The organism is Rhodococcus sp. NBC_00297 (assembly GCF_036173065.1).
GTDB lineage: Bacteria > Actinomycetota > Actinomycetes > Mycobacteriales > Mycobacteriaceae > Rhodococcoides.
Window position 1 is genome coordinate 1231547 of record NZ_CP108041.1, and the last position, 13423, is coordinate 1244969.

14 protein-coding genes are annotated in these 13423 nt (G+C 68.0%); 4 read left to right on the forward strand and 10 right to left on the reverse strand.

Features of this window, described 5'->3' with window-relative positions; genetic code table 11:
* Positions 1-2: 2 nt before the first annotated feature.
* Entirely contained in the window at positions 3-1574 is a 1572-nt protein-coding gene (gene purF, locus OG947_RS05860) for an amidophosphoribosyltransferase (RefSeq protein WP_328810284.1), read from the reverse strand.
* A 163-nt stretch (positions 1575-1737) separates the two neighbouring features.
* On the opposite strand from purF, the gene OG947_RS05865 reads away from it, so the two are divergent.
* Both OG947_RS05865 and OG947_RS05870 read left to right on the forward strand, forming a co-directional pair.
* The gene (locus OG947_RS05865) at positions 1738-2253 is read left to right on the forward strand and encodes a DUF427 domain-containing protein (protein WP_328813319.1); all 516 of its coding nucleotides are present in this window, start codon (positions 1738-1740) and stop codon (positions 2251-2253) included.
* Entirely contained in the window at positions 2253-2576 is a 324-nt protein-coding gene (locus tag OG947_RS05870; protein ID WP_056070453.1) for a hypothetical protein, read from the forward strand. Before OG947_RS05865 ends, OG947_RS05870 begins: the two co-directional genes overlap by 1 nt.
* Positions 2577-2579: 3 nt before the next feature.
* Here the strand turns inward: OG947_RS05870 and OG947_RS05875 are convergent, their stop codons facing one another.
* Positions 2580-2966 carry a sterol carrier family protein gene (locus OG947_RS05875; protein ID WP_328813320.1) on the reverse strand — a complete coding sequence of 129 codons (387 nt, stop codon included), beginning with the start codon at positions 2964-2966 and terminating at the stop codon, positions 2580-2582.
* A 165-nt stretch (positions 2967-3131) separates the two neighbouring features.
* Between OG947_RS05875 and OG947_RS05880 the strand changes: the two genes are divergently transcribed.
* Entirely contained in the window at positions 3132-3545 is a 414-nt protein-coding gene (locus tag OG947_RS05880; protein WP_328813321.1) for a VOC family protein, read from the forward strand.
* On the opposite strand, the gene OG947_RS05885 is transcribed toward OG947_RS05880, so the two are convergent.
* The 6 genes from OG947_RS05885 to OG947_RS05910 form a co-directional block, all read right to left on the reverse strand.
* Positions 3514-3864, reverse strand: a complete 351-nt coding sequence (locus tag OG947_RS05885; protein WP_051612986.1) for a CPBP family intramembrane glutamic endopeptidase — start codon at positions 3862-3864, stop codon at positions 3514-3516. The two genes, OG947_RS05880 and OG947_RS05885, sit on opposite strands and share 32 nt — an antisense overlap.
* Positions 3861-5654, reverse strand: coding sequence for an alpha/beta hydrolase (locus tag OG947_RS05890; RefSeq protein WP_328813322.1), 1794 nt, complete (start codon positions 5652-5654; stop codon positions 3861-3863). The genes OG947_RS05885 and OG947_RS05890 overlap by 4 nt, the downstream gene beginning before the upstream one ends.
* A gap of 28 nt (positions 5655-5682) precedes the next feature.
* Complete coding sequence (gene purL, locus OG947_RS05895; RefSeq protein ID WP_328813323.1) at positions 5683-7992, reverse strand: phosphoribosylformylglycinamidine synthase subunit PurL; 2310 nt, start codon at positions 7990-7992, stop codon at positions 5683-5685.
* 153 nt (positions 7993-8145) lie between these two features.
* The gene (locus OG947_RS05900) at positions 8146-8688 is read right to left on the reverse strand and encodes a dihydrofolate reductase family protein (RefSeq protein ID WP_328813324.1); all 543 of its coding nucleotides are present in this window, start codon (positions 8686-8688) and stop codon (positions 8146-8148) included.
* 158 nt (positions 8689-8846) lie between these two features.
* Entirely contained in the window at positions 8847-9128 is a 282-nt protein-coding gene (locus OG947_RS05905) for a hypothetical protein (protein ID WP_328813325.1), read from the reverse strand.
* An 87-nt stretch (positions 9129-9215) separates the two neighbouring features.
* Positions 9216-10490: a M18 family aminopeptidase gene (locus OG947_RS05910; RefSeq protein ID WP_328813326.1), complete on the reverse strand. Its 1275-nt coding sequence runs from the start codon at positions 10488-10490 to the stop codon at positions 9216-9218.
* A 729-nt stretch (positions 10491-11219) separates the two neighbouring features.
* On the opposite strand from OG947_RS05910, the gene OG947_RS05915 reads away from it, so the two are divergent.
* Positions 11220-12482, forward strand: a complete 1263-nt coding sequence (locus OG947_RS05915; protein ID WP_328813327.1) for an alpha-amylase family protein — start codon at positions 11220-11222, stop codon at positions 12480-12482.
* Here the strand turns inward: OG947_RS05915 and purQ are convergent.
* Positions 12472-13182 (reverse strand): phosphoribosylformylglycinamidine synthase subunit PurQ, encoded by a 711-nt coding sequence (gene purQ / locus OG947_RS05920; protein ID WP_328813328.1) that lies wholly within the window; start codon positions 13180-13182, stop codon positions 12472-12474. The two genes, OG947_RS05915 and purQ, sit on opposite strands and share 11 nt — an antisense overlap.
* Complete coding sequence (gene purS, locus OG947_RS05925; RefSeq protein ID WP_027504302.1) at positions 13179-13412, reverse strand: phosphoribosylformylglycinamidine synthase subunit PurS; 234 nt, start codon at positions 13410-13412, stop codon at positions 13179-13181. The genes purQ and purS overlap by 4 nt, the downstream gene beginning before the upstream one ends.
* Positions 13413-13423 lie beyond the last annotated feature (11 nt).

Sequence of the window (13423 nt, forward strand, 5' to 3'; positions counted from 1 at the left end):
TGTCAGGGGCGCGAGAGAGCGCTCACGTTGTCGACGGCCGCGGGCATCGCGATGCCCGCTGCGGTCGCCAACATGCCCTCGAGGACGTTCTTGCCCATGGCGGTCTCCTTGGGGAGCTCGATGGGGTACTTGCCGTCGAAGCAGGCGGAGCACAGCCGCGTCGCGGGCTGCTCCGAGGCGGCGATCATGCCCTCGATCGAGATGTAGCCCAGCGAATCGGCGCCGATGGCCTGCCGCACGCCCTCGAGCATGCCGTCCTCGGAGTCCATGCCGTTGGCTATCAGCTCCGCCGGCGAGGCGAAGTCGATGCCGTAGAAGCAGGGCCACCGGACGGGCGGCGACGCGATCCGCACGTGGATCTCGAGCGCGCCGGCCTCCCGCAGCATCCGCACGAGCGCACGCTGGGTGTTGCCGCGGACGATGGAGTCGTCCACCACGATGAGTCGCTTCCCGCGGATGACCTCGCGGAGAGGGTTGAGCTTGAGGCGGATGCCCAGCTGGCGGATGGTCTGCGACGGCTGGATGAACGTGCGCCCGACGTAGGCGTTCTTCATCAGGCCCTGGCCGTACGGGATGCCCGAACCCTGCGCGTACCCCACGGCGGCGGGGGTACCGGATTCCGGAACGGGGATGACCAGGTCGCCCACCGCGGGGTGTTCCTCCGCGAGGCGGCGGCCGATCTCGACGCGTGTCGAGTGGACCGAGCGGCCACCGATGACACTGTCGGGACGAGCGAGGTAGACGTACTCGAAGATGCAGCCCTTGGGCTCGGGAGCCGCGAATCGCGACGACCGCACGCCGTCCGCGTCGATGGCGAGCAGTTCACCGGGCTCGATGTCGCGCACGAACGAGGCGCCGACGATGTCCAGGGCGGCGGTCTCGGAGGCGACGACCCAGCCGCGGTCGAGGCGACCGAGCGACAACGGGCGCACGCCGTGAGGATCACGCGCCGCGTACAGGGTGTGCTCGTCCATGAAGGTCAGGCAGAACGCGCCCTTCAGTGTGGGCAGCAGTTCCATCGCGGCCTGCTCGATGGTGCTGTCCGCTGCGCCGTGCGCGAGAAGAGCACCGACGATGTCGGAGTCCGACGTGGCACCGGTCCCACGGGGGCGGCCCATGATTCCCGCATCGCGGGCGCGCTCCGACAATTCGGCGGTGTTCACAAGGTTGCCGTTGTGGCCCAGAGCGATGCCGCTGCCGGCCGCGGTGGTGCGGAAGATGGGCTGCGCGTTCTCCCACGTCGTCGATCCGGTGGTGGAGTACCGGCAGTGCCCGATGGCGATGTGGCCGCTCATCGCGCCCAACGTCTGCTCGTCGAACACCTGGCTGACCAGGCCGAGATCCTTGAACACCAGCACCTGCGAGCCGTCGGCGACGGCGATGCCGGCAGCCTCCTGACCGCGATGCTGCAGAGCGTAGAGACCGTAATAGGTCATCTTGGCGACGTCCTCGCCCGGAGCCCACACACCGAAAACGCCGCATTCCTCGCGCGGGTCGTTCTCGTTGATGTCCAGTTCCGGACCGGATGTGTCATCGAGCAGATTCGGGCTGTGGACCGATGGTTCACGAGTCACGACGCGCTCTCCTTGACTACGGCGAGGGGTGGGGTGCAGAAGATGCGCTGCACACACACTGCGTGAGTCTACGGCCATCACGACCTCGAACCAGCCCCCGGCGGCAATCCATACCGCCGCTCGGTGTGATCCCCGACTCGTTCATCGGTGCCATGATGGATGCATGGCCAGCAGACTCCCGTACGGCGTGACCCCCGAACAGCCCGGCGAGGGCCAGGAATCGGTGTGGGACTACCCCCGACCGCCCGCACTCGAAGCGTCGGACAAGCGACTCGTCGTCCGTTTCGGGAACGTGGTCGTCGCCGACAGCACGTCCGCGTACCGGGTGCTCGAGACCAGCCACCCGCCCACCTGGTACATCCCTCGCGCCGACATCGACGAGAGCCGACTCCGCCGATCCGGTGCCCGATCCACGATGTGCGAATGGAAGGGTTCGGCGACGTACTGGGACATCCTCGGCGAGGACGGCGCCGTCCTCGAGGCCGGCGGATGGAGCTACGAGAACCCCACTCCGTCGTTCGTTCCCATTGCCGGCGCGCTCTCCTTCTCCCCCGTCTCGTTGACGTGCGAGCTCGACGGCGAAGTCGCACGTGCGCAGGAGGGCGGCTTCTATGCCGGCTGGATCACCCGCGACGTCGTCGGGCCGTTCAAGGGCATCGCCGGGAGTTGGGGCTGGTAGTGGCCGAGAAGAACTTCTACAGCCACTCCGACGCGGCCGAGAAGTCCCGCCGCGACAAGGCCGTCGCTCTCGCTCGGTACTTGTGGGACCGCGACATCTCCGCAGACGACCTCGCGGCGATGGCCGCGGACGTCCGCCGCAAGGTGGCCCGAGCCGCGGACATCAACCCGCCCAGCTCCGACGAGACGTGGACGGTGGTCTCGACGCTGTTGCGCGAGAAGGCCGAGTGGGCGCGCGATCACCCCGATCACGACGCGGCCCGCCGAGCGCACTCGGACGAGAAGATCCTGTGGGTCAAACCGCCGGTGCAGCCCTGGCGGTGAGAGTCAGATGCGCACGAGCGGAAGCCAGTGCGCCACCTCGCCGGCGCGGCCACCCGAGGCCGTGACGCCCGCTCCGCGCACGGCGTCCTCGAACGCCACGCGCCCCGTCACCATCAACAGCCATGTCCGCGGGTCGCATTCGACGACGTTGGGGGGCGTACCGCGGGTGTGACGCGGTCCGACGATGCACTGCACCGCGACGAACGGCGGCACGCGCACCTCGACACTCGACCCCGGTGCCGTCTGCTCGATGGTGCGCGCACTGAGACGCACCGCGGCGGCGAGATCGGCGCGCGGCGGCTTCGGGAGGTTCGGATCGTCGAGCCATGCCGATACTGCTTGGAGGGACGAGCGGAGTTCGGCCGGGTCGACGGGTTTCGAGGGTGCCACGCCGTTCAGTGTCTCACCGAGCGCGGTGTGCCCCGAGGCGTGCCTCACAGTCCAGAAGTCGCCCGGATCGACGGGATCCCGTCGATTCGTGAGAGTTGCGGATGCTGAGGCACGGTCTGATCAACGAGGACCGCCACTGTCCGCGATGGACGCTTCACTGTCTCCATGACACCGAACCTCTATCAAGGATCGACCATCGACCACCTCAACGTGACGGTCACGGACGTCGACCGCTCACTCGAGATCTACGTGCCGGCTCTCGGCGTGCTCGGGATCGAGAAGCTGCTCGACTTCACCGGCGGGCCGGACGACGACTACGTCCGCATGGTCGGATTCGGCAGTGGCCGCAAGCCGTTCTTCTGGCTCGTCCAGGGAACCACCGTCGATCCCGAACTACACGTGGCGTTCTCGGCACCCACCCGTGACGTCGTCCGGGAGTTTCACGCCGCGGCCCTTGCGGCGGGCGCACGGGACAAGCTGTCTCCGCGCGTCTGCCCCGAGTACCACGAGAACTACTTCGGTGGCTTCGTGTACGACCCCGACGGCCTCAACCTCGAGGCGGTCTGTCACCTCGAGTAGAGCGCCACCACGTCGATGCGATAGCACCGACCGAGTTGGCGGCCCAGTGCAGTGCCATGGGCGTCAGAATGGTGCCGGTTCGCCGCTTCGACTCGACGAACAGTGCGCCGGCCGCCCCGGTGAACAGGACGACGGGCACCGACCTGCCCGAGTCGTACCAGTGCCAGACCCCGAATGCCGTGGAGCCGACCACCAGTGCGGCACGGGGACCCACCACGGCGGTGGCCACGGTGTCGACGACGCCGCGGAACAGGAATTCCTCGGGTAGCACTGTCCCGATGGGGATGTCGAACAGCACCCATCGGGCCAGTCCGGTCACTTCTCGGGACCGTCGGCGTCGGCGTACTCGTTCATGACGACGCGGATGCGTTCGGTGTCGGCCTGCGTCCACCCGTCGGGGGCGGCCACAGCGGCGAAGCCGTCGAGCACCGTCGTCCCGTAGTTGTGGCCGTGCCCGTCCGGCACGCCGGCCGCGTTCGTGAGGTCGGCACTCACCTGCCAGAAGGTGACGAACGGGAACCACCGCATGCTGGGCAGTCGGTCGTACCCGGGCGGCTCGGCGAGCCAATCCGGACGCTGGAAGATCAGATCCGGCGTCCACCACACGATGGGGTCGGACGGGTGCTGGATGTACAGCACGCGCGGGTAGGGCCAGTCCCCGCTCAGCGCCTCGACGTCACGGGTGCTGTCGGCGAACCGCATCAGCAGTCCGCCGGCGTAGACGGGTTCCACCTCGGTGGTTCCCGGATCGCGTCGGCTGACGTAGGTGTCCCAGATGCGATTGGAGTTCGGCGGGCCCACCCACAGCACTCCGTCGACGGTGTCCCGGATGTCGGCGATGTCCGCGAACGCGCCTTCGCCGGCCTGGGTTCCGAGACTCTCGCCGTAGACGTAGAACTTGGGCCTGGTCGCCTCGGGCTCCTGCTCCCATCGCTGGTGCACGGTGTCGATGAGCAACTTCCCCGCGGCCGCCGCCTTCTCGCGATCGGCGAGGAAGGAGATCCAACTCGGAAGGTACGAGTACTGGGACGCCACGAGCGCGACGTCCCCGTCGTACATCAGTTCCACGGCCCGAGCTGCGGTGGGATTGACCCACCCGGTTCCCGTGGTCGGGATGACGACGATGGCCTTGCGGGAGAACGCATCGGTTCGATCGAGTTCGCGTACCAGGAGATTCATGCGCTCCTCGTCCGTCTCCGCGCTCTCGAGTCCCACGTACGCGCGGATCGCCTCCATGCCCGTGCGGCCGGTCGCTCGGGTCATCTCGTCGGCCGACAACCCACCCGAGACGAAGTTCCGGCCCTCGAATCCCAGTGTGTCCCAGTCCACGAGCGAACCGGTACCACCGGAACGCTCGGGCACCGTCGGCTGTTCGGCACCCTCACGCGTGTTGCTGTTCTGAGTGCTGAAGACCGAGTTGGCGACGGTCATGGTGCCGCGCAACAGCACACCCTGCACCAGTGTGACGAGCACCGTCAAGACGAGGAGGAACCCCACGAGGTTGGCAACCCACTGCGGGAGTCGGATCAGACGCAGGATCGAGCGCACGACGAAGCGGCGGATGTCCCGGATGACCCGCCACAGTCCGATGAGCGCGGCGCACACCGCGAAACTGATGATGCCGGTGCGGATGAACCCCGTGGACGTGAGCCCCTCGGCGCCCATGAGCGCGGCGAGCTGACGCTGCCAGTCCGCAGAGGCGTAGAGCATGACCGCTCCGGCGACGGTCGCGATCACCGGGACAGCGACCAGGAGTGCGCGCTCCACGCGGATCGGCAGCGGCCACCACGGCTGCTGACGAAGCACCGTGCGCAGGAGAATCCAGCCGACAGCGACGCCCACCCCGTACCCGATGGCCGCGGTGATGCCGCTGACGATGCCCTGGAACAGCCAGCCGCGTGGCAGCAGTGACGGCGTCAGCGACCAGCAGAAGAACAGGGCGCCGAACGCGATGCCGGTGACGTCGAGCCGCAGCAGACCCCACGCCCAGATCCACGCGGGGTGCTTGCGCACCGTGCGGGTCGCCGAGCTCAGGACGTACGCCGGCAGTTCCTCGAAACTGTGGGGGCGCTGCAGTTCGTCCGACGACCGAGTATCGGTGTCGGTCATCGGACGGTGCCGGTGCCGGGAAGGTCGGTCAGCCGAAGAGCGCCGGAAGCGTCCCCTCGTACGCCTCGCGGAGTTCGGTCAACGGGACACTGAACAGTCCCTGGAACTCCACCTCGTCCGACCCTTCGTCGGCCACCCCGATACGCGTCCATGGCATCCCCCTCGCGCTGCACATCCCCGTGAACCTGGTCTCCTCGGTCCGAGGGACAGCAACGAGTACCCGCCCGGACGATTCCGAGAACAAGGTGACGAAAGGATCTGTTCCTTCGGGCGGCAGAATGCGGCACCCGGTCTCGCCGGCGAGCGCGACCTCGACGACGGTCTGCGCGAGCCCGCCCTCGGAGAGGTCGTGCGCCGCGGTGACCAGACCGTCGCGGCTCGACGCCGTGAGGATGTCGGCCAGCAACTGCTCGCGAGCCAGATCCACCTGCGGCGGAACACCACCGAGATGGTCGTGGACGACCTGGGCCCAGATCGAGCCGTCCAATTCGTCGTGCGTGTCACCCAACAGGATCAGGGTCTCGCCCGGCTCCAGGCCGATGCCCGTGGGGATGCGGCGGTGGACGTCGTCGAGGACACCCAGCACACCCACCACCGGGGTCGGCAGGATCGGCGTCGACCCGGTCTGGTTGTAGAAACTGACGTTTCCGCCGGTGACCGGAATGCCCAGTTGCACACAGCCGTCCGCCAGGCCGCGTACCGCCTGCTGGAACTGCCACATGACACCCGGATCCTCGGGCGACCCGAAGTTCAGGCAGTTGGTGACGGCTTTCGGCGTGGCGCCCGTCGTCGCGACGTTGCGGAACGCCTCGGCCAGCGCCAGCTGCGCACCACGGTACGGATCCAGCGCGGTGTACCGGCCGGACGCATCGGTCGCGAGAGCGATTCCGCGGCCGGTCTTCTCGTCGATGCGCACCACACCGGCATCGGCGTGCTCGGCGAGCACGGTGTTGCCGCGGACGTACCGGTCGTACTGCTCGGTGATGAGCCGCCGACTGCAGAGCTGGGGGGAGGAGATCATCTGCAGCAGGGTCTCGCGCAGTTCCACACCTGTGGCCGGACGGGGCAGACCCTCGGTGGTGTTCGCCTCCAGGGCATCCTGGCTCGCGGGCCGCTGCACGGGACGCTCGTAGACGGGACCGTCGTGGGCCACCGTCTTGGGCGGCACGTCGACGACGACGTCGCCGTGCCAGGTGATCTCGAGATGCTCACCGTCCGTGACCTCGCCGATGTCGGTCGCCAGCACGTCCCACTTGGCGCACACCGCCATGAAGGCGTCGACGTTCTCCGGTGCCACCACGGCGCACATGCGTTCCTGCGACTCGCTGGACAGCACCTCCGCCGGCGTCATCCCGGTCGCACGCAGCGGAACCCGATCCAGGGCGATGTGCATACCGCCGTCACCCGCCGAAGCGAGCTCGGAGGTGGCACAGGACAATCCGGCACCGCCGAGGTCCTGGATACCGACCACGAGCTTCTGCTGGTAGAGCTCGAGGCAGCACTCGATGAGAACCTTCTCGGTGAACGGGTCGCCCACCTGCACCGCGGGGAGCTTGCGTCGGCCCTGCTTCTCGTCGAACGTCTCGGACGCCAGCACCGACACGCCGCCGATCCCGTCGAGGCCCGTGCGCGCACCGAACAGGATGATCTTGTTGCCCGAGCCCGACGCGAACGCCAGGTGCAGATCCTCGGTACGCATCACTCCGGCGCACAGCGCGTTGAGCAACGGGTTGCCGGCGTAGGACGCGTCGAACACCGTCTCGCCGCCCACGTTCGGGAGCCCGAGTGAGTTTCCGTAACCGCCGACGCCGCGCACGATGCCCTCGAGCACCCGGCGCGTGTCCGGAGCATCAGCCGCACCGAAACGCAACTGGTCCATCACCGCGATCGGACGAGCACCCATGGCCATGATGTCGCGCACGATGCCGCCGACGCCGGTGGCCGCACCCTGGTACGGCTCGATGTACGACGGATGGTTGTGGCTCTCCACCTTGAAGGTGACAGCCCACCCGTCGCCGACGTCGACCACGCCCGCGTTCTCACCGATTCCGGCGAGCATCCCGGACCGCATCTCGTCCGTCGTCGTCTCGCCGAAGTACTTGAGGTGCACCTTCGACGACTTGTACGAGCAGTGCTCGCTCCACATCACCGAGTACATCGCCAACTCGGCGTCCGTCGGACGGCGGCCGAGGATCTCCCGGATGCGGGCGTACTCGTCCTCCTTCAGACCCAACTCCGCCCACGGCTGAGCGACATCGGGCGACCCGGCCGCAGCGGAGACGGTGTCGACCGGAGGGGTGGGGAGGGCGTCGACCTGAGGAGTGGACTCGACAGACACGGTGGATGGGGTCCTTCCCTCGGCAGAATGTCGAGGTCATTCTATGTGCAGGACCCGACACCGTCCGACCGGCCTCCGGCCTGCCCGTTCGTCAGCCCCGACCGGCCTCCGGCCTGCCCGCTCGTCAGCCCCGACCGGCCTCCGGCCTGCCCGCTAGTCCCCCTTGACGGCGTAGTCGACGACCACGTTGCCCTTGCTCGTGACGAGGGAGTTGGTCAGGACGAGACGAGTGAGCGGATCCCCCGGCTCGAACAGGTGCCGGCCCTTGCCCACGACGACGGGGTGCGTCATCAGGGTCAGGGTGTCGAGCACACCGGCCAGGAAGAGCTGGCGGACCAGAGAGACGCCGCCCACCAGCGCGATGTCGCCACCGTCGGCCTGCTTGAGTCGACGCACGAACTCCACCGGATCGCCGTCGATGAGCGTCGAGTTCTGCCATGCGAGATCTCCGGTGAGCGTGCGTGAGGCGACGAACTTCTCCACCGGATTGATGAAGCCGGCGAAGGGGTCGTCCGCCCCCGCGTTGCCGAAGTGATCCGACCACGACTCGTAGGCGACCCGACCCATGACGGCGGTGGTGGTCCTGCTCATGAACCCGCCCATGGACTGGCCGAGTTCGTCGTCGAAACTGTCGAACTGCCACTGGTCGGGAGCCTCGACCACACCGTCCACCGAGTGGAAGAGCCCTGCCGTCACCGCACGCATCGTGTACCGCCCTCGTGAAGAACCGGCGCCGATCGCCGATCACTGCGGGACAGACCATGCCAGACGCCGGAACTCATCACCCGTCGTTCGCCGCGGACTCGATCCAGTCCGTCGCCGCGTCCGTCAGCTCGGACGACCCGTCGACGGACTCACCGGCCCACCAACGACGGGTCGGTGAGATCGCCGTTCACGCGCAGCACGTCGTCCTTCACGGCGGACGGGAGCGGCTCACCGTTGTGCTCGACCAGCCAGTCCCGAGTCTCGGCCGTGACGGCCGGCCACCACTGCGCGATCTCCATCCCGCCAGTCTCCCCCGCCGGGCCCTGTACGGCAGCAGGATTCGTCGGCCGCGTCGACGGGGTTCCCGTACCACCACGCGGCCCGCGCGCACCGCCCGGTGCAGCGCGCATCCCGTAGCGTGCGCTGACCATCGCGCGCACCGCCCGGCGGCGGCATCGGATCGACAGGCGGCCCAACGGCCAGGATGCAACCGGCACTCAGCGCAGCCCGACCCAGCGCTACGCCCCCAGGAACGCAGCCAAGGCGTCGGCGTACATGTCGACGTCGTGTGCGCCCATCACCTCGCGCGCGGAGTGCATGGCGAGCTGCGCGGCACCCACGTCGACGGTGGACAGGCCGGTGCGCGAGGCGGTGATGGGGCCGATGGTGGATCCGCACGGAAGGTCGGCCCGGTGGACGTACCGCTGCAGTGGGACGTCGGCTCGCTCGCACGCCAAGGCGAAGGCCGCGGCACCGGCGGCGTCGGTGGCGTAGCGCAGATTCTGGTTGACCTTGAGCACCGGGCCACCGTTGACCTCGATGCGGTGCGCGGGCTCGTGCCGCGAGACGTAGTTGGGATGGGTCGCGTGCGCCATGTCGCCCGAGGCGTGGATCGACCCGGCCATCGCGCGCAGGAATTCCTCGCGGCCGCCGCCACGCGAGAGCACGATGCGCTCGAGGACGGTGTTCATCAGATCCGAGAACGCGCCACGGTCCGACATGCTGCCCACTTCCTCGTGATCGAAGAGTGCGAGGACGGGGATGCAGTCGTCGGCTTGCGCGGCCGCGACGACCAGCGCCTCGGTTCCGGCGTAGCAGGTGCCCTGGTTGTCCAGTCGCGGCGAACTGACGAGGTCGTCCGAGAGTCCCACCACTGCAGCAGGATTGAGGTCGTGGGTCATCAGTTCCCACCCGAGCACGTCACCGGGATCCACCCCGACCTCGTCGGCGAGGAACCCGATGAACGAGTGGGGTGATCGCCCGACGCCCCAGATCGCGTTCACGTCGTTCTGCGGATCGAGGTGCACTCCCTTGCGATCCTCCGACAGGTGGATCGCCAGCTGGGGCACCCGCAGGATGGGACGGTCGACGCGCACGAGGACGTCTCGCACCGAGCCGCCGTCACGCACACCGAGACGGCCGGAGATGCCGAGATCGCGGTCGAGCCAGGAGTTGAGCCACGCGCCGCCGTACGGCTCCAGGGCGACCATCTGCCACCCGGCGACGTCGAGATCGGGGTTCTGCTTGACGCGGAGGTTCGGACTGTCGGTGTGCCCGCCCACGATGCGGAACGCCGCGTCGGGCGCGCGTTCGGTGGACCAAGCGATGATCGAACCACCGCGGACGACGAGGTACCGGCCGGGCTCGGAGGGCCACGCGTCCGTCTCGGCCACGGCGGTGAACCCGTGCGCCGCCAGTTCCGAGGCCACCGTCTCGACGACGTGGAACGGCGACGGGGACGCGTCGACGAAGGAACAGAGGCCGGCCGCGGTCGCGGAGGTGAGGGACGCCATGGTCACCGATCGTAGAGAGACGGGGTGCGGAGACAGCGATGCCGGGCCCACCACGAGGGTGGACCCGGCATCACGAGTCGAGAAGGGTTCAGCTGAAGAAGCTCAGGCCGTCGAGGAAGCTTCCGGCGCCACCGAAGATGTCGGACAGTGCACCGAGAAGGTCGACGAAGCTGGCGAGGTCGGTCATGAGGAGCTCCCTTTGTGAGGTTGGTGGGCTTGTTGCCCGCTTGCTAAGTAATCCACACAAAAGAATGGCTCGCAACCCGAAAATTGTCGCGATTCGATGACGAGAATCGACTCACGGGTCGATCTGTGCACCACCTGCAACGCCGGGCCATGGGCGAGCCATTGTCACCAGCACTGTCGCCTCGCGTGGACTCCGACCCGATCCGACGCCGACTCCTGCCATTCCACGCCGGGCACACCTGTGGGGCGGACTCGGCCGAGTTCGCCCCACAGGGATGATCGGGTCAGCTGAAGAAGGACAGTCCGTCGAAGATCGATCCGAGCGCGTCGACGATGCCGGACAGGTTCTGGAAGAGTTCGAGCAGATCGGTGAGGTCGGAGGACATGATGACTCCCTTGGCACGGTGGTGACGAACGGTCGTCCGCCGACGTCAGTTACTCATAGTGACAGTCACTACACAACCGGAATCGAATTGTGCGATCCGACAAGCAGACCGTCGCTCGGCGAACCCTCGCCGAGACCGGGAAAAAGGGGGAAATGCGATGCAGGACTGGGTCGATCACGTCATCTGGTGGCAGGTGTACCCCCTCGGGTTCGTCGGCGCCGAGGCCGAGGCAGTGGACCGCACCGAACACCGACTCGACCGGATCGAGGGCTGGTTCGACTACCTCCTCGAGCTCGGGTGCAACGGCCTCGCACTCGGCCCGGTGTTCGCGTCGGAGACCCACGGCTACGACACCGTCGACCATCTCCGCATCGATTCCCGTCTGGGAACCGACAGCGACATGGACGCGCTCATCGGTGCGGCACGCGCCAAGGGCATCCGAGTTCTGCTCGACGGCGTCTTCAACCACGTCGGCAGGAGCCACCCGCAGTTCGTTCGTGCGGAGCAGGACGGGCCCGACTCGGACGCGGGGCGGTGGTTCCGCTGGAAGGACGGTCGGCCGCGCACGTTCGAGGGCCACGATCTGCTGGTCGAGTTGAACCACGACGAGCCGGCGGTGCAGGAGCACGTCGCACAGGTCATGACGCACTGGCTCGACCGCGGTGTCGACGGATGGCGGCTCGACGCGGCGTACGCGGTCTCACCGGCCTTCTGGGCGGCGGTGCTCCCCCGTGTGCGAGAGGCACATCCCGACGCCTGGATCGTCGGCGAGATGATCCACGGGGACTACGCGTCGTACGTGCGGGAGTCCGGACTCGACTCGATCACGCAGTACGAGCTGTGGAAGGCGACGTGGAGCGCCCTGAAGGACGCGAACTTCTTCGAGTTCGCCCACGCGCTGGGGCGCCACGACGAGTTGCTGCCCACGTTCGTTCCGGCGACGTTCGTCGGCAACCACGACGTCACCCGGATCGCGTCCACCCTCGACGACGACGATGCCGACATCGCCGCCGCACTGCTGTTCTTCGTGGCGGGAACGCCGACGGTGTACTACGGCGACGAGCAGGGATTCCGCGGGATCAAGGAGGAGCGGGTGGGTGGCGACGACGCCATCCGACCCGAGTTCCCGGCGACACCCGACGATCTGGCGCCGTACGGATGGCCACACTACCGGCGCCACCAGGCCCTGATCGCGATGCGGCGACGATTCCCGTGGCTGCACCGTGCGCACGCCGAGGTGTCCGGACTGGAGAACACCGCGGTCACCCTCACCGCGACGGACGGCACGACGACGCTGGTGCTGTCGGCGAACATCGGCGACGCACCCGTGCCTCGACCGGCCGGAGACATCGTGGCAGCAGCCGACGGAGTGGAGAACGACCTGCGGCCGCACGCCTGGGCGGTGACCGTCAGGCCGTGACGATCGCGTCCAGCGCAGAGTAGAAGATGCCGAGGCCGTCGTCGCTGGGGCCCGTGAGGGCCTCGGTGGCGTGCTCGGGGTGCGGCATGAGTCCCACGATGCGTCCGTCGGCGGACGAGATGCCCGCGACGGACCGCTGCGAACCGTTCGGGTTGTCACCCGAGTAGCGGAACACGACGCGTCCCTCGCCCTCGAGTTCGTCCAGGACCGCCTCGGACGCCTGAAAGCGACCCTCACCGGACTTGAGCGGAACGAGGATCTCGGCGCCCGCCTCGTACCGCGAGGACCACGCCGAGGACGTGCTCTCGACCGTGAGCCACTGATCGCGACACGTGAAGTGGAGGTTGGCGTTCCGGGTGAGGGCGCCGGGCAGGAGTCCGGCCTCGCACAGCACCTGGAAGCCGTTGCAGATACCGAGGACGGGCATGCCGCCCTTCGCTGCGTCGATGACCGCATCCATGACGGGGGCGAAGCGCGCGATGGCGCCGGCGCGCAGGTAGTCGCCGTAGGAGAAACCGCCGGGGACGACGATGGCGTCGACGTTCTTCAGATCTGCGTCGCCGTGCCAGAGGCTGACGGCCTCACCACCTGCGAGCGTGACCGCGCGCGAGGCGTCGATGTCGTCCAGCGTGCCGGGGAAGGTGATCACACCGATCCGGGCGGGAAGGCCGGAGGCCGGTCGATCTTCGAGGCGAGTCACAGCCGGGTCACTTTCCATTCCTCGATGACGGTGTTGGCCAGGAAGGTCTCGGCGATCTGGTCGAGAGTCGCATCGTCGACGTCGTCGCCGACCTCGAGCTCGAATCGCTTGCCCTGACGGACGTCGGAGACACCGGCGAAACCGAGTCGCGGCAGCGCCCCGACGATGGCCTGTCCCTGGGGGTCGAGAATTTCCGCTTTGGGCATGACGTCGACAACCACACGGGCCACGTGAGAGCTCC